28 protein-coding genes and 1 tRNA gene are annotated in these 21,509 nt (G+C 66.3%); 27 read left to right on the forward strand and 2 right to left on the reverse strand.

Features of this window, described 5'->3' with window-relative positions; genetic code table 11:
- Nucleotides 1-26: 26 nt before the first annotated feature.
- Complete coding sequence (locus DEH84_RS06950; RefSeq protein ID WP_109035998.1) at nucleotides 27-1,274, reverse strand: AAA family ATPase; 1,248 nt, start codon at nucleotides 1,272-1,274, stop codon at nucleotides 27-29.
- Between the two features lie 485 nt (nucleotides 1,275-1,759).
- Here DEH84_RS06950 and DEH84_RS06955 point away from each other — a divergent pair, with 485 nt between their 5' ends.
- From DEH84_RS06955 to DEH84_RS07045, 22 genes are all read left to right on the forward strand, one after another.
- Nucleotides 1,760-2,503, forward strand: coding sequence for a phosphoadenosine phosphosulfate reductase (locus DEH84_RS06955; protein WP_245932703.1), 744 nt, complete (start codon nucleotides 1,760-1,762; stop codon nucleotides 2,501-2,503).
- Nucleotides 2,500-2,964 carry a hypothetical protein gene (locus DEH84_RS06960; protein WP_109036000.1) on the forward strand — a complete coding sequence of 155 codons (465 nt, stop codon included), beginning with the start codon at nucleotides 2,500-2,502 and terminating at the stop codon, nucleotides 2,962-2,964. Before DEH84_RS06955 ends, DEH84_RS06960 begins: the two co-directional genes overlap by 4 nt.
- A 93-nt stretch (nucleotides 2,965-3,057) precedes the next feature.
- On the forward strand, nucleotides 3,058-3,204 hold the full coding sequence (locus tag DEH84_RS19090; RefSeq protein WP_159098894.1) for a hypothetical protein: 147 nt from the start codon (nucleotides 3,058-3,060) through the stop codon (nucleotides 3,202-3,204).
- A 147-nt stretch (nucleotides 3,205-3,351) separates the two neighbouring features.
- Nucleotides 3,352-3,427 (forward strand) — tRNA-Trp (locus tag DEH84_RS06965).
- Between the two features lie 465 nt (nucleotides 3,428-3,892).
- Nucleotides 3,893-4,423 (forward strand): hypothetical protein, encoded by a 531-nt coding sequence (locus DEH84_RS19095; protein WP_159098895.1) that lies wholly within the window; start codon nucleotides 3,893-3,895, stop codon nucleotides 4,421-4,423.
- The gene (locus DEH84_RS06975; RefSeq protein WP_218929768.1) at nucleotides 4,423-5,682 is read left to right on the forward strand and encodes a PBSX family phage terminase large subunit; all 1,260 of its coding nucleotides are present in this window, start codon (nucleotides 4,423-4,425) and stop codon (nucleotides 5,680-5,682) included. Before DEH84_RS19095 ends, DEH84_RS06975 begins: the two co-directional genes overlap by 1 nt.
- 12 nt (nucleotides 5,683-5,694) lie before the next feature.
- Nucleotides 5,695-7,176, forward strand: a complete 1,482-nt coding sequence (locus tag DEH84_RS06980) for a phage portal protein (protein ID WP_109036004.1) — start codon at nucleotides 5,695-5,697, stop codon at nucleotides 7,174-7,176.
- A complete protein-coding gene (locus tag DEH84_RS06985; RefSeq protein ID WP_109036006.1) occupies nucleotides 7,176-7,805 on the forward strand; it encodes a hypothetical protein in 630 nt (209 codons plus the stop codon). Before DEH84_RS06980 ends, DEH84_RS06985 begins: the two co-directional genes overlap by 1 nt.
- Before the next feature lie 9 nt (nucleotides 7,806-7,814).
- Nucleotides 7,815-8,243 carry a hypothetical protein gene (locus DEH84_RS06990; protein WP_109036007.1) on the forward strand — a complete coding sequence of 143 codons (429 nt, stop codon included), beginning with the start codon at nucleotides 7,815-7,817 and terminating at the stop codon, nucleotides 8,241-8,243.
- Between the two features lie 82 nt (nucleotides 8,244-8,325).
- The gene (locus DEH84_RS06995; RefSeq protein WP_109036009.1) at nucleotides 8,326-8,622 is read left to right on the forward strand and encodes a hypothetical protein; all 297 of its coding nucleotides are present in this window, start codon (nucleotides 8,326-8,328) and stop codon (nucleotides 8,620-8,622) included.
- Between the two features lie 6 nt (nucleotides 8,623-8,628).
- Entirely contained in the window at nucleotides 8,629-9,240 is a 612-nt protein-coding gene (locus DEH84_RS07000) for a phage scaffolding protein (protein WP_109036011.1), read from the forward strand.
- 169 nt (nucleotides 9,241-9,409) lie between these two features.
- A complete protein-coding gene (locus DEH84_RS07005) occupies nucleotides 9,410-10,759 on the forward strand; it encodes a DUF4043 domain-containing protein (protein ID WP_109036013.1) in 1,350 nt (449 codons plus the stop codon).
- A gap of 68 nt (nucleotides 10,760-10,827) precedes the next feature.
- Nucleotides 10,828-11,061 carry a hypothetical protein gene (locus tag DEH84_RS07010; RefSeq protein WP_159098896.1) on the forward strand — a complete coding sequence of 78 codons (234 nt, stop codon included), beginning with the start codon at nucleotides 10,828-10,830 and terminating at the stop codon, nucleotides 11,059-11,061.
- On the forward strand, nucleotides 11,061-11,441 hold the full coding sequence (locus DEH84_RS07015) for a hypothetical protein (protein WP_109036017.1): 381 nt from the start codon (nucleotides 11,061-11,063) through the stop codon (nucleotides 11,439-11,441). Before DEH84_RS07010 ends, DEH84_RS07015 begins: the two co-directional genes overlap by 1 nt.
- Before the next feature lies 1 nt (nucleotide 11,442).
- Entirely contained in the window at nucleotides 11,443-12,108 is a 666-nt protein-coding gene (locus DEH84_RS07020) for a hypothetical protein (RefSeq protein WP_109036019.1), read from the forward strand.
- The gene (locus tag DEH84_RS07025) at nucleotides 12,108-12,968 is read left to right on the forward strand and encodes a hypothetical protein (RefSeq protein WP_109036021.1); all 861 of its coding nucleotides are present in this window, start codon (nucleotides 12,108-12,110) and stop codon (nucleotides 12,966-12,968) included. The genes DEH84_RS07020 and DEH84_RS07025 overlap by 1 nt, the downstream gene beginning before the upstream one ends.
- Nucleotides 12,969-12,972: 4 nt before the next feature.
- On the forward strand, nucleotides 12,973-13,125 hold the full coding sequence (locus DEH84_RS19100) for a hypothetical protein (protein ID WP_159098897.1): 153 nt from the start codon (nucleotides 12,973-12,975) through the stop codon (nucleotides 13,123-13,125).
- Between the two features lie 67 nt (nucleotides 13,126-13,192).
- Nucleotides 13,193-14,722, forward strand: coding sequence for a phage tail protein (locus DEH84_RS07030; protein ID WP_109036023.1), 1,530 nt, complete (start codon nucleotides 13,193-13,195; stop codon nucleotides 14,720-14,722).
- 93 nt (nucleotides 14,723-14,815) lie between these two features.
- Nucleotides 14,816-15,247, forward strand: a complete 432-nt coding sequence (locus tag DEH84_RS07035; protein WP_109036025.1) for a hypothetical protein — start codon at nucleotides 14,816-14,818, stop codon at nucleotides 15,245-15,247.
- A gap of 15 nt (nucleotides 15,248-15,262) precedes the next feature.
- Nucleotides 15,263-15,646: a hypothetical protein gene (locus tag DEH84_RS07040; protein ID WP_109036027.1), complete on the forward strand. Its 384-nt coding sequence runs from the start codon at nucleotides 15,263-15,265 to the stop codon at nucleotides 15,644-15,646.
- A 17-nt stretch (nucleotides 15,647-15,663) separates the two neighbouring features.
- Nucleotides 15,664-15,795: a hypothetical protein gene (locus DEH84_RS19625; RefSeq protein ID WP_281262565.1), complete on the forward strand. Its 132-nt coding sequence runs from the start codon at nucleotides 15,664-15,666 to the stop codon at nucleotides 15,793-15,795.
- Entirely contained in the window at nucleotides 15,795-16,319 is a 525-nt protein-coding gene (locus DEH84_RS07045; protein ID WP_109036029.1) for a phage virion morphogenesis protein, read from the forward strand. The genes DEH84_RS19625 and DEH84_RS07045 overlap by 1 nt, the downstream gene beginning before the upstream one ends.
- On the opposite strand, the gene DEH84_RS07050 is transcribed toward DEH84_RS07045, so the two are convergent.
- Entirely contained in the window at nucleotides 16,316-16,558 is a 243-nt protein-coding gene (locus DEH84_RS07050) for a hypothetical protein (RefSeq protein WP_159098898.1), read from the reverse strand. The genes DEH84_RS07045 and DEH84_RS07050 overlap by 4 nt on opposite strands.
- Before the next feature lie 11 nt (nucleotides 16,559-16,569).
- Here DEH84_RS07050 and DEH84_RS07055 point away from each other — a divergent pair, with 11 nt between their 5' ends.
- Genes DEH84_RS07055 through DEH84_RS07075 form a run of 5 tightly spaced genes read left to right on the forward strand, consistent with a single transcriptional unit; the run spans nucleotide 16,570 to nucleotide 21,509 of the window.
- The gene (locus DEH84_RS07055) at nucleotides 16,570-18,417 is read left to right on the forward strand and encodes a phage tail tape measure protein (RefSeq protein ID WP_109036033.1); all 1,848 of its coding nucleotides are present in this window, start codon (nucleotides 16,570-16,572) and stop codon (nucleotides 18,415-18,417) included.
- A gap of 3 nt (nucleotides 18,418-18,420) precedes the next feature.
- Nucleotides 18,421-19,377, forward strand: coding sequence for a LysM peptidoglycan-binding domain-containing protein (locus DEH84_RS07060; protein WP_109036035.1), 957 nt, complete (start codon nucleotides 18,421-18,423; stop codon nucleotides 19,375-19,377).
- Nucleotides 19,370-20,476, forward strand: a complete 1,107-nt coding sequence (locus DEH84_RS07065) for a phage late control D family protein (RefSeq protein ID WP_109036037.1) — start codon at nucleotides 19,370-19,372, stop codon at nucleotides 20,474-20,476. The genes DEH84_RS07060 and DEH84_RS07065 overlap by 8 nt, the downstream gene beginning before the upstream one ends.
- Nucleotides 20,473-21,147 (forward strand): phage baseplate assembly protein V, encoded by a 675-nt coding sequence (locus DEH84_RS07070; protein WP_159098899.1) that lies wholly within the window; start codon nucleotides 20,473-20,475, stop codon nucleotides 21,145-21,147. Before DEH84_RS07065 ends, DEH84_RS07070 begins: the two co-directional genes overlap by 4 nt.
- Complete coding sequence (locus DEH84_RS07075; RefSeq protein ID WP_109036041.1) at nucleotides 21,144-21,509, forward strand: phage tail protein; 366 nt, start codon at nucleotides 21,144-21,146, stop codon at nucleotides 21,507-21,509. The genes DEH84_RS07070 and DEH84_RS07075 overlap by 4 nt, the downstream gene beginning before the upstream one ends.

Consider the following 21,509-nt stretch of genomic DNA (forward strand, 5'->3'; position numbering starts at 1 on the left):
CCGGGCTGTTGACTGTTGGGGGTGTGTCAGGCCGTGATGGCGTGCCACTGCTGATCGTTGATGCCCTTGCGCAGCACCATGGACTTCACGGTGTCGACGGGCAGGCCCTGCGCCAGCAGGGAAGCGCCGTAGATCGTGGCGCGGGGGGTGATGGCCACTTTCAGGCCCTGCTCGGCGGCCTTGCGGCGCGTACGCTGAACGAAGCGGGCCCATTCGGTATTGCCGGAAAGCTCGACCTCAAGCTGCTCGTCAATCGGCCAATCCAGCATCACGAAACGGTCGATGGTGGCGGCGTCCAGCTTCATGCGGCCGGTGAACTCGGCTGTGGCCCCGTGAATGGTGTTCGCTGCGGCGATCACCACGCAGTCGGGGTGCCGCTCGATCATCCCGTCAGGGAAGGCCATCACGCCGTTGGCCAGCGCCGCGTTGAACGCGACCGCCGCGGCCGGCACGCTGCCGTCGATTTCATCGAACAGGTACACGCCGCCGTGCTCCCATGCCTTGCGGAACTCGGTGCCCTGGTACGTGCCCTGCGCGTCGATGAAGCCGGTCAGCTCGTACTTGGTGGCCAGCGCCCCGTTGCAGTGGAACGCCAGGCCGAGGGCCTTGGCCACGTTGCGGGCCGCGGTCGTCTTGCCGGTGCCCGGGGGGCCATACAGCCACACGTTGAGGCGGTGGCCGTCCGGCTGGCGTGCTGCGGCAACCTGCAGCAGCTGCTCGAAATTCTTGTGCTGGCGGCCGGTCAGCTTGACTTCGGCACGCTCCGACTTCACCAGAATCTCGCGGGGCGGCATGCCGGCAAGGGCCTGCTTCACGACCTCATGCGTTGCGGCGCCGAGTCGGTTGCACAGGTCAATCGCCTGCTCGTCCAGCATGGGGCGAACGATGGCGCGCACGCCGTCTTCGTTGACGCTGCCCGCTGCCAGCAGCTGCGCCAGCATCGTGGCCACATGGCCAACATCGGGGGCGGCAGACGCGGCAGGCGCCGGCTTGGTCTTCGCCTTCGGTGCGGCCGCCTTGGGCGGCTCGTCGTCGACGATTTCCTGCGGGTCGGCTTCGTCGGTCAGCCAGTCGTCGGCGTCGAACGCCTCGCCCTCGGCTTCGCAGACGGCGCGGGCTGCGTCCAGCAGCTTCTCGGTGCCGAAGCTGCGCAGCATGGCGACCAGCTCGCTTTTCAGGATGCGGTCATAGTCGCGCTTGACGCCCAGGTGTCTTGCCAGCTCGACCAGGCCGTCTTTGGTGATGTTCGACAGATTGAAAACTTGCACAGTCATGGTTCACTCCGGTTGTGCGGGTTGTGGAACGTGCTTCTGTGAGCACTCCTTGAATGCTCCCCGTGCGGAAGCATTCAAGGGTTGCCCCTTGGGCCGGCGGGCTTACATGGTTTGCCGCCGGTTAGCTGCCCTGCGCCTGTAGCGTTGCGACTCCACCCGGAGCCCTCGGCGCTTGCCCGGCCGCCTGCTTTCGCATGGCGCACCCCGGGCGCAGGGGTCATTGCTGTGTGCTGGTTGTTAAAGAGCGTCGGCATTGCTGCCAGGACTCAAATATACCCGGCAGGTAGCAATGCAACCCGGATGGATGCGAAATAAATGCTCCCAAGGGGTAGCAATGTTGCTGTAAAGCGACAGAATTCGTTGTTTTTTTGTATCCCGCGGGGTGCTGGTGTGGTTTCGCCCTGGTCGACAGTGGCCAGCGGGGCGGCCGGCCGGCAGACTGCTGCCCATGCCCCGGGATCCGGGGTCAGACCAAGCAACCCAAGATGAACAAAACCGAGCCACCAGACGGCGGCGGGCTGTCGCGCTTCTCCGAAACGTCGGAGCAGGTGATTGCCAAGGTGCGGGCCATGTCGCCGCGCACGCTGCTGTCCTTCTCATGCGGCAAGGACGCGATAGGCGCGCACCTGGCCATCCGGGATCACTTCGATGAGGTGGTGCCGTACTACCTCTATCTCGTCCCGGGCCTCGAGTTCGTGGATGAGTCGTTGGACTACTATGAGCGCACGCTGTTCGGCGGGCGCCGCATCATCCGACTGCCTCACCCGTCGCTGCCCCGCATGCTCAATGCGCTGGTGTTCCAGCCGCCTGATCGTGTGTCTGTGCTTGACCGGCTCGACATGGCCGAGCACGACTACAAGGAAGTGACGGACGCCATCAAGGCCGAGCTGGGCATGGGCGATGAGGTGCTGACGGCCAGCGGTGTGCGTGCCGCCGACTCGCCGCTGCGGTACATGCACTTCAAGAAGCGCGGCGCCATCACGTGGACCAAGGGCCAGTATTACCCGGTGTTCGATTGGAACAAGGCCAGGCTGGCCGAGGCCATCGAGCGCGCCGGCGTGAAGCTCCCGGTGGACTACCGGCTGTTTGGCCGCACCTTCGACGGCATCGACTTGCGGTTTCTCATCCAGATCCGCGAGCACTTCCCCCGCGACTTCCAGCGGATCCTTGACTGGTTCCCGCTGGCCGAGCTGGAGCTGTACCGGTACGACAAGAGGGCACAGGCATGAGCAAGTTTCTGAGCGGCAAGGCAACGGCCAAGCTGGGCAACGTCAAAGTCTCATTCGGCGGCGCAGGCGCCACCAGCCGCCTGTCGGGTGGGCCCGGCACGCTGGGCATCGGCAAGGGCAAGCAGCCGGAGCCCGAAGACGACCAGACGCTGGAAGAACACGCCGCCGAGGTGCTGACCGAAGCGGAGGCGGGTTTCCGGGATCGGGCGCGCAATGAAACCGATCGGTTCTTTCTGGCCACCGACACCGAATACTGGTTTGCCACGTGCTTCCAGTCCCGCAGCCAGAAAGACCAGTTCCTGGCCGCGCTGCGCGAGAAGTTCGGATTGAAGGACGACGGGGACAAGTACATCGACGGCTGGATGCTGGCCAAGGCGCTGGGCATCGAGCTGGATCGCGTGGAAGTGCCCTACAACACCAGCAGCAAGCTGGACAAGACATGGCTCGGCCTGGCGCGATAACAGGCTGATACCGGCGGGGATGCTCCCGCCCCATTGGTGCCCGCCGGGTGAGAGCCCTGCGGGCTTTTTGTCGTGCTCACACGGAGAACCGAAATGGCTTCCAAGTTCCTCATCAAGCCGAAGGGCCGCGGTGTGGGTGGCATGAAGGGGGTGCCGGCTTACGCCAAGCCCTACATGAACCCGCAGCGCAAGGCCCCCAAGGCTTCGGGTGGTGGCAAGGCCCGCAGCTCGGGTAGCTGACCAACAGCCGCACCAACAGCCGGCAACAGGCAACTGTTAGCCGGCTTCTTTCATGGCACTGCAGGTTTGCAACCTGGCCAACGGCTTTGCACAGCCAGGCGAATGACAGGGGTTCGATTCCCCTGGGTGCCCCCTCACGTATGCCATGACGGCCTAGTCCAATTGGCAGGATGCCGGGCTCCAAACCCGTGCGGTCTTGGTTCGAGTCCAAGGGCCGTTGCCATACGTGAGGGCAGACGCATGTAGCTGCATGCGCTCGGATCGCAATGGGTGCAGCGGGGCGGCCCTTGCCGCTTGGACACCCCCAAAAGGGGGCAACGCGGGCACCTCGCAACCACAAACATCCAGCGACCTTGAAGCGGGCCGGAGTATCAGCACCGGCGCCCTCGATCAAAACAGGATCAAGAAAGCAGCCCCACCAGGCCGCGCCATCGCCCAGCACTTGCCCGCTCGGGGCATCGGGCGAGCGCCAACCCCCGGGAGGGAGGAAGGCAGCGCAGGCAGGGGACGCGCCATTGCTGGCCAGCCCGTCAGGGTGAGGTGGCGCACCAGAAACGCCAGCAGCCATCCATGTGGATAGACGAGCGCCCGGGACACCAACACCGGGGACGCGGCAGGGGATGGCACCCAACAGCGAGCAGCGGCAAGCCGGATGGCGGGCTGTCTGCTCATCTTTTTGTTCACCGCCATGAGCCAAGATATGGACACGTCGAACAAGCCGCGTCCAGCGAGGAAGGCGGCCACCAAGAAGGCGAAAGCCGCCACGACCGAGAAGCGCAAGCCAGGGCGCCCGCCGTTCCAGCCAACGGACGACATGCGCGAGCTGGTCAAGGAATGCGCGGGAGCCGGCTGCAGCCACGACACCATCGTGGGTGTGCTGGCCGCCGAGCTGGGCGTGAAGATCAGCGACGAAACGCTGCGCAAGTATTTCGGCGACGAGCTGGCCAACGGTGCCGCGTCGATGGATGCGCGCCTGCAGCATGCGATGTGCGCGCTGGCCCTTGAGGGCAACTACGCCGCCCTGGTCTTCCTGCACGCCACGCGCAAGGGCATCAGCATCAAGATGCCGAAGGAAGACCCACCGCCGCCGCCACCGCCGCCGCCGCCGGTCGTCTTCACGATCAACAGCCAGGCGCCGCAGGGCTCTCTGGATCACCTGCTGTCGGCCAACACCACGGGCAAGGCCCACACGATGGCTGGCCAGGCCGGGAGCGCCTGATGGTTGCGGCCGTTCGCATGGCTGTGCATGAACAGCTCAACGAGCCGGCCAAGCTCACGGCGCTGTTCGACGGCAAAGCACGCTACCGGGTGGCCCACGGCGGCCGGGGTGGTGCGAAGTCATGGGGCTTCGCCCGCCGGCTGCTGCTGCGCGCCATCATGCAGTCGACCCGGGTGCTGTGCACGCGGGAGTTCCAGACGAGCATCGAAGACTCGGTGTATCGGCTGCTGGTCGACCAGATCGACGCCATGGGCCTGGGCCCGTACTTCAAGGTTCAGAAGCGCGAGATAACGTGCCTGTTCAACGACAGCCGGTTTGTCTTCGAGGGCCTGGCGCGCAACGTCCGCAACATCAAGTCGATGGAGGGCATCGACATTGCCTGGATCGAGGAAGCCGAGAAGGTTTCCGATGCATCCTGGGAGCTGTTGATTCCCACGATCCGCAAGCCCGGATCCGAGCTGTGGGTGAGCTTCAACCCGGCAGACGAGGCCGACCCGACTTACAAGCGGTTCGTGCTGGGCACGCCGCCGGACATGCGGCGCGTCGAAATCAACTATTGGGATAACCCATGGTTCCCCGACGAGCTGCGCAAGGAAATGGAGTACCTGCGCAGCGTCGACACCGACGCCTATCTGCATGTTTGGTGCGGCCAGCCACGCCAGCGCAGCGATGCCCAGGTGCTCAACGGCAAGTGGCGCATTGACAGCTTCACCGACAAGGACATGGCCGGGGCTGATGGCCCGTACTACGGCATGGATTGGGGTTTCTCGGTCGACCCGTCGGCGGGCGTGCGCTGCTGGATCAAGGACAACACGCTTTTCATCGACTACGAGGTGGGCGGGCAGGGCATCGAGCTGGACGAGCTGAACACGGTTATCCGGCGCCTGCCTGGTGCCGACAGTCGCGTGATCCGCGCAGACAACAGTCGGCCGGAAACCATCTCTCACGTCGCCAAGCCTGACCGCAAGGGCAACCCGGGGCTGCGCATCATCGCGGCCGACAAGTGGCCCGGCAGCGTGGAAGACGGCATTGCCTGGTTGCGTGGCCTCAAGGCCATCGTGATCCATGAGCGGTGCAAGAACGTCATTCAAGAGGCTCGACTGTGGTCCTACAAGGTCGACAAGCTGACCAGCGACGTGCTGCCGGTGCTGGTCGATGCGCACAACCACTGGTGGGATGCGGTGCGCTACGCGCTGCAGCCCCTCATCCGTAAGCGCGAGCCGATGAAGGCCGTGCCGAACTACCACATGGCCCGGTGACGGGCTGACGCCATGGACTTTCAAGACTTCAAACAGACGGCGCGGCGCGACCGGGACTATCCCGAGCGCCAGCATGAGCTGGCCATGCGCATCGCGGTGCGTGACGGCCAGCTGTATGCCAGCCTGATTCGACCGTTCCACGTCGAAAAGGACGACTCCGGCCAGTACATCCCGCTGCGCCAGCGCCGCCCCTCGGTGCGCTACAACCTGTGCCGCGTGGTGGTCGATGACAGCGTTTCCCTGCTGTTCGCAGACGGCCACTTCCCGGCCATCGAGTGCACCGATGAGGCGACCCGTGATGCCCTCACGGCCCTGGTCCGCGACACGGAGCTGCCCGCCATCATGGTCGACGCAGCCACCCGCGGCTCGGTGGGCTCGGTGGCCATCCACATGCGCGTGCTGTCCGGCCGGCTGTTTTGGGCTGTCTATGACACGCAGTTTCTGGCGCCAACCTGGCGCGCAGACGCGCCGGACACGCTGGCCATGGTGCGCGAGCAGTACAAGGTCAAGGGCAAGGTGCTGGCGGGCATGGGCTACACCGTGCCCAAGGACGACGCCGAGAGCGACTACTGGTTTCGGCGCGACTTCACCGACGCCGCCGAGGTGTGGCACATGCCGGTCAAGTGCGGCACGCCAGAAGCTGAGGCGGCCGACTGGCCGGTGGACGCCGCCAAGACCACGACGCACGGCCTGGGCTTCGTCCCGCTGGTGTGGGTGAAGAACCTGCCAGGCGGCAACGGCGTCGACGGGGCATGCACGTTCCCCGACGAAGCCGTGGACACCATGATCGAGCTGGACTACCAGCTGTCGCAGGCCGGCCGGGCCTTGAAGTACGCCGGCGACCCCACGCTGATGATCCGAGAGCCCGCCGTGGACAACGACGGCCAGGTGATCCGCAGCGCCGGCAATGCCGTGGTGGTGGGCCCCGAGGGTGACGCCAAGATGCTGGAAATCACAGGCGGCGCCGCGGCGGCCGTTCTTGAGTACGTCCGGGCCTGCCGCGAGCTGGCCCTGGAGGGTGCTCACGGCAACCGATCGAACGCCGACAAGCTGAGTGCTGCACAGTCCGGCCGGGCCATGGAGCTGATGAATCAGTCTCTCATCTGGCTGGCCGACAAGCTGCGCACCAGCTACGGCACGGCGCTGCTGCGCCTGCTCCGCATGGCCATGCAGGCGCGGGCCAAGCATGAGCTGGTCGACAGCCTGGGCGAGAAGGTGCCGGAGCTGAAAAGCGGCGACCGCCTCACGCTGCGTTGGCCCCACTGGTACGCGCCCACCTACAGCGACAAACAGCTGGAGGTGGCCACGCTCAAGGATGCAACCGGGGGCCGTCAGCTGCTGTCGCAGGAAACCGCCGTGAAGGCCCTGGCCACCTGCTACGAGGTCGCGGATGCGGCCGACGAGCTGCGCCAGATCAAGGCAGACGGCCCGATGCCCGACGCGAAGCCCGACCCCGAACCCAAACCCGGCAATGAGCCAGGGAAGGAAGACTGATGCCCTCTGTTTTCATCACGCAGACCAACCGATACAGCCTGGCCGTCGGCACCACGCAGAACGTGACCGACGCGCAGGCCAAGCAGCTCTATGACGACGGCGCAGCCATCGCCAGCGAGCTGGCCATTCTGCCGACCGACACCACGCCCAGCTGGTGGCGCACCTTCATCAACAGCGTGCAGTCGTGGGTGACCGGCGCCTTTGTCAGCATCGCCGGCGCGCAGACCATCACGGGCGCCAAGACGTTCAACCAGTCGCTCTCGGCGAACGGCGGCCTCAACGTCAGCGGCGCCACGGCGTCGTCTGAGCAGCGCACCTACTCGACCGCCCGCGTGGTCGATGTGACGGCCGGCAATGCGGCCATCACCATCACCGGCGGCAAGCTGTCCACCCTCATCACCTCGCCGGCAGCGGCCATCACGGTGACCATGGCCACCGGCAACGCGGATGGCGAGCGCCGCCGCATCGTGTTCGGCGCTGCGTGCACCGTGACCTGGGCGGCCTCCACCGGATCCGTCAGCCCGCTGGCCAAAACGAGCTTTGCCGCTGGTGAGTCCATCGAGCTGGTCTGGAACAACGCAGCAGGCCAGCCGGCCAACTCCACCGCCACGACGTGGTACCCCTTCTGAGGCTGACGCATGGCCACCTACGACCTCACCCAAAACGCCAGCGCCACGGTGCTGGAAGTCCTCAAGCCGCAGCTGGCCTACCGCTATGAGCGGCACGTGAACGTGCTCGCACAGGGCGGCCTGGCCGTCGGCGACACCGTGTACTTCGACGTCGACGTGCCCGACTGGTGCCGCACCATCGTGGCCAGCAAGCGGACCAACACCGCCAACGCCGACACGCTGACCGTCACCTGCGTGGACAGCGGCCCGGCCATCCAGCCGATGCTGGCGATCAAGACGGCAAGCCAGGTGCAGACCGGCGGCAGCACGTCCAGCGCCGCAGCCAGCTCCGTGATGATGCAGCTGTACCCCGTCGGCAAGAAGGTGCGCATTGCGCTGACCCTGGCCACCTCCGTGCCGGCGCAGTGCGTGCTGTCCGTGAGCTTGTACGACCTCTGACCCAACAGGCGGCAACAGCCGCGACTGTTCCCCACCGGGCCCGCTGATGCGGGCCTTTTTCATTGCAACCGAGAAAGTCCTGATGACGAACTCTGCACCCTCGCCCGAGCTGATCGCCGGCGCCCCCGACCTGCACATGGGCAACGTCGCCCCCTTCCTGTGCAAGAAGCTGGCTGTGCCTGGCTGCATCGTGCTGCTGTCCAACGAAGACGGCACCGTGGCACTGGCGGCCCATGGCGTGAACCACGCCCGCGCCAACGAAATGCTGTCCATCGGCATTCACATCAACCTGTCGCAGCACTACGACGCTGTGCGCGCAGGCCACGCCGGCCCCGAGGCTGCAGAGCTGCAGCACGTCATCGACACCAACAAGGAGTAACCCAGCATGTACGTCGCACGATTTGCACGATTCGCACTCATGGCCGCCAGCATGGCCGTCTACATGGAGCAGGCCAACGGTGGCGAGGGCGGCTCCGGTGGCGGTGGCGGTGGCGCCAGCACGCCGCCTGCCTCGACCGGCCAGGCGCAGACCTTCTCCGCTGAGTACGTCCGCGAGCTGCGCGAAGAAAACCGCAGCTGGCGCGAGAAGTACCAGACGCTGAAAGGCGAGAACGCCACCCTCAAGGAAGCCGCCGAGAAGGCCGGCAAGGATGCCGACGGCAAGGTGACCGCTGCTGAGAAGGCGGCCAACGACCGCATCCTGCGCTCCGAGCTGAAGGCCCACGCCATCAAGGCCGGCCTGGTCGACCTCGATGCGCTCAAGCTGGCAGATCTGTCCAAAGTCAAGCTGAACGACCAGGGCGAAGTGGAAGGCGCCGAAGATCTGTTCAAGGGCCTCAAGGAAGCCAAGCCCTACCTGTTCGGCCAGGCCAGCACCTCGACCCCGGCCACCCCGCCGGCCAGCACGCCGCCGGCCGCCACCAACGCGAAGACCATCACCGACCCGGGCCAGTACGCCGCGAGCAAATCGCAGTTCCTGGCGCAGTTCGGCAGCTGATCCACCCGCAGCCCTTCACCCACCCACGAAAACCGCACCAGCGCCCGGCCTGACGGCTTGGCGGGGGTGCGGTTTCGTTCTTCCTGAGAGCGCCACGCATGCGCAACCTTCCATCGGGGCCTGACGCCCAGGGGAGTGACTTCTTCATCACACCTTTGGAGCACACCACATGGCTATCCAGAACATGCCCACCGCCCTGCAAGCTGCAATCCAGCAGGGTTTCCTCGAGCGCGAATTCCAAGACGGCCTGACGTCGGGCCTCGGCTTCCGCGCCATCGCTGACCGCGAAGTGGTCAACATCAACGTCGGCGAAACGGTCACCAAGACCCGCCGCGGCCTCAAGGCTCCGGTCACCACGCCGATGACGCCCAGCTCCAACACCGGGCTGGACAACGGCCTCACCGCCAGCTCGTTCACCGTGGAGCAGTACACCCTGGGCATCGACCAGTACGCTGACACCATCGACCTGAACGTGGTCACCAGCCAGGTGGGCATCGCCAACCAGTTCCTGGCCAACGCCCGCACCAACGGCACGCAGGCCCGCCAGTCGCTCGACCGCCTGGCCCGCAATGCGCTGTTCGCGGCCTACCAGGGCGGCAACACCTTCGTGCGTGTCTCGCTTGGCGCCGCTGCTGCCACCATCAGCGTGGACGACGTGCGCGGCTTCGAGAACGTGCTGGTGGGCGGCAAGTTCGTGAGCGTGTCCGGCACCAACACTGCCACGGTGCTGGTTGGCTCGACCACCTACACCCTGACCGGCGTCACCCGCGACGGCACCAACGTGTCCACCACCTTCGGCGGCATTTCGGGCACCCTGACGTTCTCCACGAACGTGACGACTGCCAACGGCACGCTGGGCAACGTGGTCTACCACACCAATGCCCCGGTGCTGCTGCGCCCCAACGGCAAGTGGTCCGGCGGCTCGGCCTTTGGCGGCACGACCACCCAGCGCGCCCTGGCCTCGACCGACGTGCTCACCCTGTCGGTGATCGAGGACGCGGTGGCCCAGCTGCGCAACAACACCGGCATCATGGATCAGATGTTCAACCTGTACCTCGACAACGTGTCGATGCGTCAGCTGTTCTCGGATGCCGATTTCAAGCAGCTGTACCAAGGTCAGTACGGCAGCACCGAAGCCAAGCGCGGCCAGGTGTTCCAGCTGATGGGCGTGAACTTCATCCCGACGACCGAGGCGCCGGTGCAGCAGCACCAAGTCACCACCACGCTGACGGTGCGCCGCCCGGTGCTGGTGGCGCCTGGCGCTCTGGTCGAAGGCGACTTCGCGGGCATGACGCAGAAGGCCAGCGAAACGGCCGGCATCAACAGCGAAATCCAGATGGTCGACGGCGTGGCGCAAGTCGTCCGCGGCCCGCTGGACCGCCTGAGCCAGATCGTTTCGCAATCGTGGTTCTGGATCGGTGGTTTCGTCGCCCCGACCGACGCGACGGCGAACAGCAACATCATCCCGACCGCTGGTGCTCAGTACCTCAAGCGCGCCGTGGTGATCGAGCACGTCTGATCGCTGACGTGACGTGATGGCGGGGGCTTCGGCCCCTGCCTGGTTCAACCATCGACCGAGGAATGCCCATGGCATCGAAGAATCCCAAGGCGGCCGAGCCGGCCACCAAGCTCAACGGCGAGCCCATGCCGGAGTTCACCGTGACCCGCGTTGTGGTGGAAAGCCTGTACGGCTTCTATGACGAAGAAAACGGCGGCGATCTGCGCATGTGGTCGCCGGGCGCGGTCGTCACCGACCCGGCAGAAATCGAGCTGCTGCTGTTGCGTGATGCGCCCGTGACGGCCTACGGGGAGCCCGTGTAATGGCCTTCACCGACGCCGAGAAGGTGGACATTCGACGCTTCTGTGGGTATGGCGCCTATGGCGGCGGCCAGCCCCTGCCGGCGTCGGGCTACCGTTTCAGCACCCGTTACGGGACGCTGGAATACAAGATGAACACGCTGGGCACGGCCGAGGAAGCCGTGGCCCGCACGTTCCTGGCCAACCTGCAACAGCTCGAGACTGCCGTGGTGGCCGCGGGCGCCAACCTTGACACCGCATCGGCCGCGGTGTGGACGCGCAACCCTAACGAGGTCCGCGACCGCACCCGGCTGTATCGCCAGCAGCGCCGCGAGTTCTGCTCGTTCCTGGGCATCCCGCCTGGCCCCGAGCTGGGCGACGGCGGCCTGACGCTGGTGGTGTGACATGGACGGCGCCGCAATCCAACAGAAGGTGTACGCCGGCTATGCCAAGGCGGCGGCCATCATCGGCACGTCGTTCGACCAGTACCGGCCAGCAGGCGCCGACAGTCCGCTGGCCGCCGGAAACAAGGTGGCCAGCATCCTGGCCGCGCTGGACAGCTCGCCTTCCTACGGCTTCCACAAGCCGAACGAATACGGGGATGCAACGTGGTACGCACTCATCAACGCATCGGCCATCCAGGCCGGGGACTACATCACCAACGGCACGGGCACCTACTTCGTGGCGGCCAAGCAGCCGCTGCTGCCGGTGCTGATGGTGGAGTGCACCCGGACCATCCGGGTGGTGCGCCAACAGCTGCAGGCGGCTGTCGGGGCAGTTGGCTATGGTGGCTTGCAAACGGCCGCCGAGGTGCCGGTGATCGGCTCCACTGACCCGGCCACGCACTGGCCCGCCTCCATCCTGTTGGGTGGCGGCGGGGGAGGGCAGGGCCTGGGCCTGCCTGGCGGCGTGATGCCGGCCGGGCGCCGGATCCTGCTGCCCCCATCCGTGCCTGTCACGCTGCTTGCCGGTGATCTGGTCTATGACGACCTGGGCCGCCGGTTCATCATCACCGCGCCCGAGCTGACCGAGCTTGGCTGGCGCATCAACGCAACGGAGGTGCACGCCTGATGGCTGACCAGTCCGATGTGCTCGACGCCCTGGTGGCGTCCATCGCCGCCGCGGTCTACCCGAACGGCACCAGCCAGCCCGCCGTGGCTGGCGGTGGCGCCCGGGTCTATCCCGGCTGGCCTGTGCCGCAGCAGCTCGATGCTGACCTGGGCGCGGGCATCACCCACGTGTCGGTCTTCCCGCTGCCCGGGGAGGCTGTCACTTCTCGCTACCTGAACGGCAACGAGCGCGAGCTGTCGACCAGCCCGGCCAAGCTGTTCCTGACTGTTGCGGGGCAGGCCATCACGCTGTCCGGGTCGATCCCGACGGCGGCCGACCCGCACACCCTGGTGCTCATCGTCAGCGGAAAGTCGTACGCCTACGCTGTGAAGACCACCGACACGCTGGCCACCGCGGCCTCGGCGCTCGCTGCCCTGGTGGCGGTCGACGTGCCGGGCACTGCGGCTGCAGGCGCTGTGCTCACCCTGCCGATTGCAGGGCGCATCGGCGCCGCCCGGGTGGCCACCACCGGCACCTACAGCCGGACCCTGCGCACGCAGACCTTCCCCGTGCAGATCACGGTGTGGGCGCCGTCGCCGCAGGACCGGAAGGACGTTGCCGCGGCCATCGACGTGGCCTTGGCAGCAGCTCCCTTCCTGAACCTGGCAGACCAGAAGGCCCGCTTGTCCTATCGCGGATCCACCACGACGGACGCAGGACAGAAGGACCGCGCCTATCGGCGTGATCTGGTCTACCTCGCTGAGTACAGCACCACGCTGGTGTCGACCACCACGACCGTCGCTGTCGAAGCCATCAACGTGACCACGCAAGGGGCTGACCCTGCTGTGGGCACGCTCTCCATCAACACCACCAACCTGTGACGCCATGGCCATCAAGCTGATCGTTACCCAAGAGTTTGGGGACTACCCCCGAGGCTGCGAAATCACCGAGCCCGAGGCCATCGCGGCCGTGCTCGACGGCGACAACGCCACCAACGTGGTCAAGGTGAACGCACCCGACCCCGAGCCGGCCGAGTAAGGCCAGCCAGCCCGCCCATGAGCCCGCCACCTGGCGGGCTTTTTCGTTTCTGCCATAGGAGCAACGCATGCCTGTTGTGCAACAGGGCTCGATCAACACCACCGCGCTGATCGTCCCGGATCTCTACGTCCAAATCGTCCCGCCCAGCGTCACGCTGCTCAACGGCCTGCCCACCAACATCCTGGGCATCGTCGGCACGGCGCAGTGGGGCCCGGTGAACAACCCGGTGACCATCGGCGACATGGCCGGCTACTCGCGCCAGTTCGGCGCGATCCAGGCCCGGAAATACGACATGGGCACGGCTGTCGCCGCGGCTGTCCTGCAGGGCGCGAACAACTTCCGATGCGTGCGCGTGACCGACGGCACCGACGTCGCCGCCAGCATCGTGGTGCTGACCAACTGCATCACCTTCACCTCGAAGTACAGCGGCACGCTGGCCAACGGTGACACGGTGACCATCGCCAACGGCACCAAGGCCAGCACCTACAAGGTGACGGTCGCCCGCGCAGGCTATGTGCCCGAGGTGTTCGACAACATCAGCGGCACCGGCAACGCGCTGTGGGTCAACATCGCCGCGGCCATCAACAACGGCCAGGCCGGCGTGCGTGGCGCGTCTGACCTGATCGTGGCCACCGCCGGCGCCGGCACCACCGCCCCCTCGCTGACGACCTACACGCTGGCCGGCGGCACCGATGGCGCCACCACTATCACCGGCAGCACGCTGGTGGGCGTGGACACCGTGCCGCGCAAGGGCATGTACGCGCTGCGCAACACCTTCACCAGCATTGCCATGCTGGTCGACTGCGACGACTCGACCACGTGGAGCACGCAGGTGTCTTTCGGCCTGGCCGAAGGCATCTACATGATCGCCACCGGCCCGTCCGGCGACAGCATCACCAACGCAGTGAGCACCAAGAGCACGGCCGGCATCGACAGCTATGCCATGAAACTGTTGCTTGGCGATTGGGTGTACTTCAACGACACCGTGAACGGCTACGTCCGCCTGGTGAGCCCGCAGGGTTTCATCGCCGGCCGCCTGGCCAACCTGTCGCCCGAACAGTCCAGCCTCAACAAGCCGCTGTACGGCGTCGTCGGCACCCAGCAGTCCTACAAGGGCCTGGTCTATTCCGGCGCGGAGCTGACCCAGCTCGGCCAGGCCGGCATCGACGTCATCACGAACCCGTCGCCCGGCGGCTCGTACTTCTCGGCGCGCTTTGGCCACAACACCAGTTCCAACGCGGTGACCAACGGGGACAACTACACCCGGATGACCAACTACATCGCCTACACGCTCAACAGCGGCATGGGCCTGTTCATCGGTCGACTGCACACCCCGCAGTTCCGGCTGGAGGCGGGCGCCACGGTGTCGGCCTTCCTCGATGGCATGTGGCAGCAGGGGATGATCGGCAGCGCCGACGGCAGCGTGCCGTACAGCGTGCAGATCGACAGCAGCAACAACCCGCAGAACCGTGTGGCCCTGGGCTATGCGCAGATGGACGTGAAGGTGCGCTATCTGTCCATCGTCGAAAAGTTCATCGTGAACGTCGAAGGCGGCCAGTCTGTGCAGATCAACCGTCAGACCGCTTCGCTGACCTGACCCACTCCAGCCCCTTGACCGTGCCGTGAAAACGGCGCCATGAGCCCGCCAGGCCCCTTGCCGGCGGGCTCTTTGTTTTCAGGAGAACCCCACATGCCCGTGAACGGCTTTTCCGTCGGCCGCGACGTTTCGCTTTCCATCGTGACTGCCAGCGGCCCGCTGCGCCTGTCGCTCATCACCGGCTTCTCCGCGAAGCCCAACACCAAAGACCAGCCGATCAAGGGCATGGACGGCGTGACCCGTCACCTGCGATTCCCTGATGGCTGGTCCGGCTCGTTCGACGTGGAGCGCCAGGACAGCACGGTGGATGACTACTTTGCCCAGCTCGAGGCGAACTACTACGCCGGCCAGAACGAGGCCCCGGCGACCATCACCGAAACCATCACCGAGCCGAACGGCAGCGTGACGCAGTACCGCTACACCGGCGTGCTGCTCAAGCTGGACGACGCGGGCAGCTGGACCGGCGATGCGTCGGTGAAACAGCGCCTCTCTTTCATCGCATCGCGCAAGCTCAAGCTGGCGTAACACCAGGGACACACCATGAACGTCACCATCAACACCACCCCCACCCAGCAGATCATTGCCGCCGCCGTGCGCGAGGCCGAGGTGATCGACGGCGCCGGCCGCGCCATCAAGCTGCGCAAGCCCGGCGTGCTCGCGCAGTTCCGGCTGGTCGAAGCCGTCGGCGATGCCGCCAAGAATGCCGTCTACATGGGCATGTGCATGCCCCTGCTGTTCGTCGCATCCATCGACGGCGAGGACGTCGAACCCATCGCACGCAAGTCCGAGCTGGAGGCGCTTATCAACCGGCTGGGCGAGGAGGGCGTGGCCGCCATCATGGCCAAGGTGGACGAGGTCTTTGGCGCTTCGGACCCCGAGGCAGACAAGGCCGCCCTAAAAAAGTCGCAACAGCCGCCCCAATAAGGGAGCGGCTTTGGCTGGTGAAGAACGGGGTTCCGTTCGATGTGGCCTTTTCGCTCGATGAGGTCACAGCCGCCGGCTGGTGCATCGCGTTCTCCGAAATGGAGGGGCACCAGTTCGACTGGTCTGCCATGAAGTTCAAGGAGTCGTGATGCTTCCGACAACCGCACGCAGCGCGCCACGGGTGGCGCACGTGTTTGGCGGCAATGACCCCGTTGGGGCGTTCGTGAGCCACATGATCGCTGTGCAGCGCAACATCGAAGCCCACGCAAGCCGTGGCCTTGATCGCGCCGCCAGGCTGATCGAAGAAGACGCCAGGGGGCGGCCAGGCAACTACCAGCCCGCCGTCGGCCCGTTCCCCGCGTGGGCGCCGCTGTCGGCGTCGTACGAGGCCAAGAAGGTGGCGGCTGGCTTCCCGGCCAATTCGCCCCTGGTGCGCAGCGGGGACATGCGCGACAGCATCGGCCGCACCGTGCGCGGGCTGGAGGCCGTTGTGGGCGCCACGGACCCCACCATGGTGTTCCATGAGCTGGGCACGTCGCGCATGCCGCCGCGTCCTGTGCTGGGGCCGGCCGTCTTCCGCAACCGCAAGGCCATCGAGCGGCTGCTGGGTGACGCGCTACGCGACGGGATCTTGGGCGGCCAGATCACCGAGGCCGGCGGGTACTTCGGTTAACCGAACACGCCCATCAGCACGATGCCGATGGTCACAACCCCGCCGAGCACCAGCATTGCGCCGGCCAGGGTGAGCACCACGCCAACCAGGCCGGCCAGCAGGCGCACAAGGTACTGGCCAGGCGTCATCGGTGCCGCGGCCGGCGTCACTGGCCGGATGCGCGGGTACTGCACAAAGCTGAAACGGTCAGCTGCCCATTCATGTGCGCGCTGCGCAGCGCGCCCCATCCAACTACTCATGGCGGTGTCCAATGTTTGAAGCCTATGCAATCGGCGTCCGGCTGTCCCTCATCAACAACGTCACCTCCGGGCTGACCTCGATCATCGGCCAGTTCCAGACGTTCAACAGCCACCTTAATGGTTCGCAGCGTCAGCTGTCGCAGATTGAAAGTCAACTGTTGCGAATCTCTCGCCTGACTGTTGCCGGCGGCGCGCTGGCTGCTGTCGGGGGCTTCGGGCTCGGTCTGTTCAAGGGTCCGCTGGACGCGGCACGCGAGTATGAAACGGCCTACGCCCGATTCAAGACCCTGAACCTGGGTGATGCCGTAAACCAACAGGCCGACAGCTTCGCCCGCGGCGCCAACAAGTTCGGCACCAGCGCGGCGCAGATGATGGACACGTTCCGCGAGTCCTATGCGTTCTTTGGCAACATGAGCCAGGCGCAGTTTGCCGCCGGCAAGATCGGTGAGCTGAACGCGGCCAACGCGGTGCTGTTCGGTGGGCGCGTCAGCGCCATCGACGGCGCCGCCACCAAGTCGCTGATGCGCTTCGCCGACATGCGCGGCGCAACGAACAGCCCGGAAGACTTCTTCAAGACGCTCAACCTGGCGCAGCGCATGGTCACCGGCTCCGGCGGCTCGCTCAAGTTCAACGACCTTGAGGCGTTCGCAAAAACCGGCGGCACCGCGTTCAAGTCGCTGTCTGATGAGGGTATCGTGCACCTGGGCTCGGCCATGCAGGAAATGGGCGGCTCGCGCACCGGCACGGCGCTGATGACCATGTACCAGAACCTCGTCGCCGGCCGCGCAACGAAGCAGGCCCAGCACGCGCTGGCCAACCTGGGGCTGGCCAACCTTGAGCAGATCAAGATTGGCGAGGTGGGCGGCAAGACGCAGACGCGCATGGTCACCAACGTGAACCCCGAGTTTCTGGCGCTGATGCGCACGGACCCGGTGATGGCGCTGTCCAAGTACATGATGCCCGCCATCAACAGCAAGCTGGGGCTCAAGGCGTCCGACGACACCGAGAAGGCCGACCAGCTGCGCGCCAAGATCATCAACGATCTGTTCTCTGACCGCACCGGCTCCAACCTGGCCACGGGCGTGGCGCTGCAGATGGTGCAGGTGATGCGGGATTCCAAATTCATCCAGCAGGCCATGGGCGTGGACAAGACCATTGGCGCCGCAAAGAAGACCACCGACGGCCAGATGGCTGACCTGACGGCCAAGTGGCGCGACACGCAGAAAGAGCTGGGCCTGGTCGTGCTGCCCATCGCCATCAAGGCGGCCGAGAAGCTGCGCGACACGCTGCAGAGCCTGACCGACTTTGCGCGGGAGCATCCCAAGCTGACGAAGGCCATCGCGCTGTCGCTGGCCGTTGTGTCGGGCCTGGCCATGGTCGGCGGCGGCCTGCTGCTGATGCAGGGCGGCCTGATGGCGGTGCGCCTGGCGCTGGGCGCTGGAACCGCATCGACGCTGGGCGCGCTGCTGACTGGCGCCGCGTCCGGCCTGGGCCTGATCGCGGCCAAGGCGGGTTTGCTCGCCGGGGCTGGGTATGTGGGCTACAAGGCCGGCACCTGGCTCAACGACAACGTGGTGAACCCCGGCGTTGAGTGGCTTTCAGGCCAGAAGGGGCAGACCCTCGGCGGCTGGGTCTACGACGCCACGCACAGCGACCCCATGGCCAAGCCCGATCGCTTCGTGCGAGGCGGCGGCGGCCGGCCCGTGCAGGTGTCCACACAGATCAACCTCGACGGCCGCAAGGTGGCTTCCGTCGTCACCAAGCACCAGGCCAACGAGGCATCCCGCCCGTTCGCATCTGCCGGTGGCTTCGACCCCAACCAGGGCCTGGCCCCGCTCGCCCTCTCCAACCTGCGATAAGCCATGCAACCATCCACCACGCTGACGCTGGGAGACTTCACGTTTTCCGGCACCGAAATCCCCGAGCGCCTGCCGTTCGGTGGTGACCAGGCGCTGGTCGTGCACCGACTGGTGGGCGGCAAGCGGATCATCGACGCCATGGGCCCCGACCCTGCCCCCGTGGACTGGTCCGGGGTGCTGTTCGGCGCCGATGCGCTCAAGCGCGCCCGCTACCTCGACAACCTGCGCATGCGCGGCACCCCGCTGACGCTGGCGTGGTCCGAGCTGCGCTACACCGTCATCGTTCGCTCGTTCCGCGCATCCTTTGAGCTGGCCTACAACATCCCCTACAGCATCAGCTGCGAGGTGGTGAGCTTCGACAGTCAGCCGGTGACGTCGGCGCCTTCTGCCGGCGTGGATGTGTGGGTGCAGCAGGACGCACAAGCGGCCGGCAACCTGGCCGACGCCATCGGGGACAGCAAGCTGTCCGAGCTGGTGGCCGCCATGCAGTCGGCGACCGCGGCTGTTTCCAACTTCGCCACAGCGAGCCAGGCGGCCATCAACTCGGTGCTGGTCCCCGTGCAGGCCGTCCAGTCTGCTGCGCAAACCATGCTGGCCACCGCGGCCAACACGATCAACAGCGTGGCGACGGTCGGCGGGATCCTGCCGAACAACCCCGTGGCGGCGCAGGCCGCACGACTCACGGGGCAAGTGGCCGCCATGACGCAGGCGCCGCTGCTGCTGCAGCTCAGTTCGACAGTGGGGCGCATCGCTGCCAACGTCGGCCAGGCGCGCAGCGGATCCACCACCACGGTGGCCGGCGGCAACCTGTTCGACCTGGCGGCCGACGCATACGGTGACGCATCCGAATGGTCGACCATCGCCCGCGCCAATGGCCTGACTGACCCGATGCTGTCGGGGGTGTCCACGCTGTCGCTGCCGGCCGAGCCGGATGGCATGGGAGGGGTGACCAATGTCTGACCTGAACACCCAGCCGACGCCGGTTGCGCGCCAGCCCCGTGGGGCCGTGCTGGTCAATGATGTGCTGGTGCCCTGGGAGTCTTTCGAGGTCACCAACAACACCACATTTGATGCCGACGAGTTCCGCGTGTGGCTCCCGCTGTCGTCCCTGCCGGCCGAGCTGCCGGTGGACACGCTGGCCAGCGGCAAGAGCCTGCGCGTGCAGGTGCGCGCCGGCATCGGTGCCGACAAGTCGGTGGCGCAGCTGCAGCACCTCATCACCGGCCGCGCCGATGACGTCAGCGTGGACTATGCCCGCGGCATGGTGGAGCTGTCGGGCCGGGACTTCACCGGCCTGTTCATCGACCGCAAGACCACGGAGAAGTTCGCCAACATGACGGCCGGCGCCATTGCTCGCGTGCTGGCCGCTCGCGTGGGCCTGCTGCCCGTGGTGAAGGACACCGCGAAGCTGGTGGGCAGCTACTACGCCATCGACCACGCGCTGATGACGCGAGAGGTGAGCGAATGGGATCTGCTGACCTGGCTCGCCCGGCAAGAGGGCTTTGCGGTCTACGTGTCCGGCAGTGAGCTGCATTTCGAGCCCAAGCCGTCCGAGAAGGGGGCGCCCTATGTGCTGCAGTGGACGCCACCGGCCGACGGGGCGCCCTCGTTCACCGGCATGGATCTTCGGCTGTCGCGCAACCTCACGGTGGCCCGCGACGTGACCGTGACCGTGCGCAGTTGGTCGGCCAAGGGCAAGAAGGTCGTTGAGGCCACCTACCCGAAGGGCAAGCACAAGGGGGCGGCTGCGGGCACCAGCGGCGCATCGCAGCCAGATGGCTACGTGCGCAACATCCCCGGCCTGACGCATGAGCAGGCGATCCAGCGCGCCCAAGCCATCCACGCAGAAATCACGGCCCACGAAATGAAGCTGGACGTGACCCTGCCCGCCGACGAGCTTCTGACAACGACGGTGCCTGTTGCCTTGCGCGGCACCGGCACCGCCTTCGACCAGACCTATTACCCGGAGTCGATCACGCGGCGCATGAGCATGACGGACGGCTACCTCATGACCTTGCGCGCCAAGAACCGCTCCCCTGACAACGAGGTGACCCTGTGAAACAACTGTTGAACACGATGCGGCTGCAGGCCCTGATGGCCAACGCCGGCCGCGGCGTCACGCGCCTGGGCACCGTGACCAGCTACAACCCCAACGACTACAGCGTGAAGGTCAGCCTTCAACCGGAGGGCGTGGAAACCGGCTGGATCCCGCTCGGCTCGCCGTGGGTTGGCAATGGCTGGGGGCTGTTCTCGCCGCCAGCGGTGGGCGACATGGTGCACGTCGAATTTCAAGAGGGGCACCCGGAGGCGGGCATTGCTTCCCTTCGGCTGTTCAGCGATGAGGACCGGCCTTTAGCCTGCCCATCCGGCGAGCTGTGGATGGTTCACCAGTCGGGCGCATTCTTCAAACTGACGAACGACGGCGCGGCCACGTTCTCCGATGGCCATGGCGCCACGGTGAAGCTGGCGGGCAATGGGACCATCACCAGCCAGGCCGCTGCCTGGAGCCACACGGGCCCCATGACCATCGACGGCGTGACCACAATCAAGCAGCAGCTGGTCGGGCAGGGTGGCATGGCCATCAGCGGCGGTACCGGCGGCAGCTCGGCCACCATCGCCGGCACCCTCAAGGTCACCGGCGGGGACGTGACGGCTGACGCCATCAGCCTCAAGACCCACAAGCACGGCGGCGTCAGCACCGGCAGCGGCATCACGGGGGTGGCTCAATGAGTGATCTATCCCATGTGATTTTCAGCGACGTGGGCACCAGCTCGACGGGCGACCTGGCCGCCGTCAGCGGCGTGGAAATGGGGCGTCAGCGCGTGCTGCGTCGACTGTTGACCAACCCGGGCGACTACCCGTTTCACCCGGACTATGGCGCCGGCCTGGCCCGCCTGGTCGGCGCCGTCGCAGACGTCGGCCGCATCAAGGCGCTGGTGCGTGGCCAGATGCTTCTGGAGTCGTGCGTGGCCGCCAAGCCCGAGCCGTCGGTGACGGTGACGCTCATCAGCGGCGGGGTGCAGTGCGCCATCAGCTACGCGGACGCATCCACCGGGGCCCCTGTGGCCCTTTCCTTCAACGTGACCACCTGA

Source organism: Aquabacterium olei (assembly GCF_003100395.1).
GTDB classification, from domain to species: domain Bacteria; phylum Pseudomonadota; class Gammaproteobacteria; order Burkholderiales; family Burkholderiaceae_C; genus Aquabacterium; species Aquabacterium olei.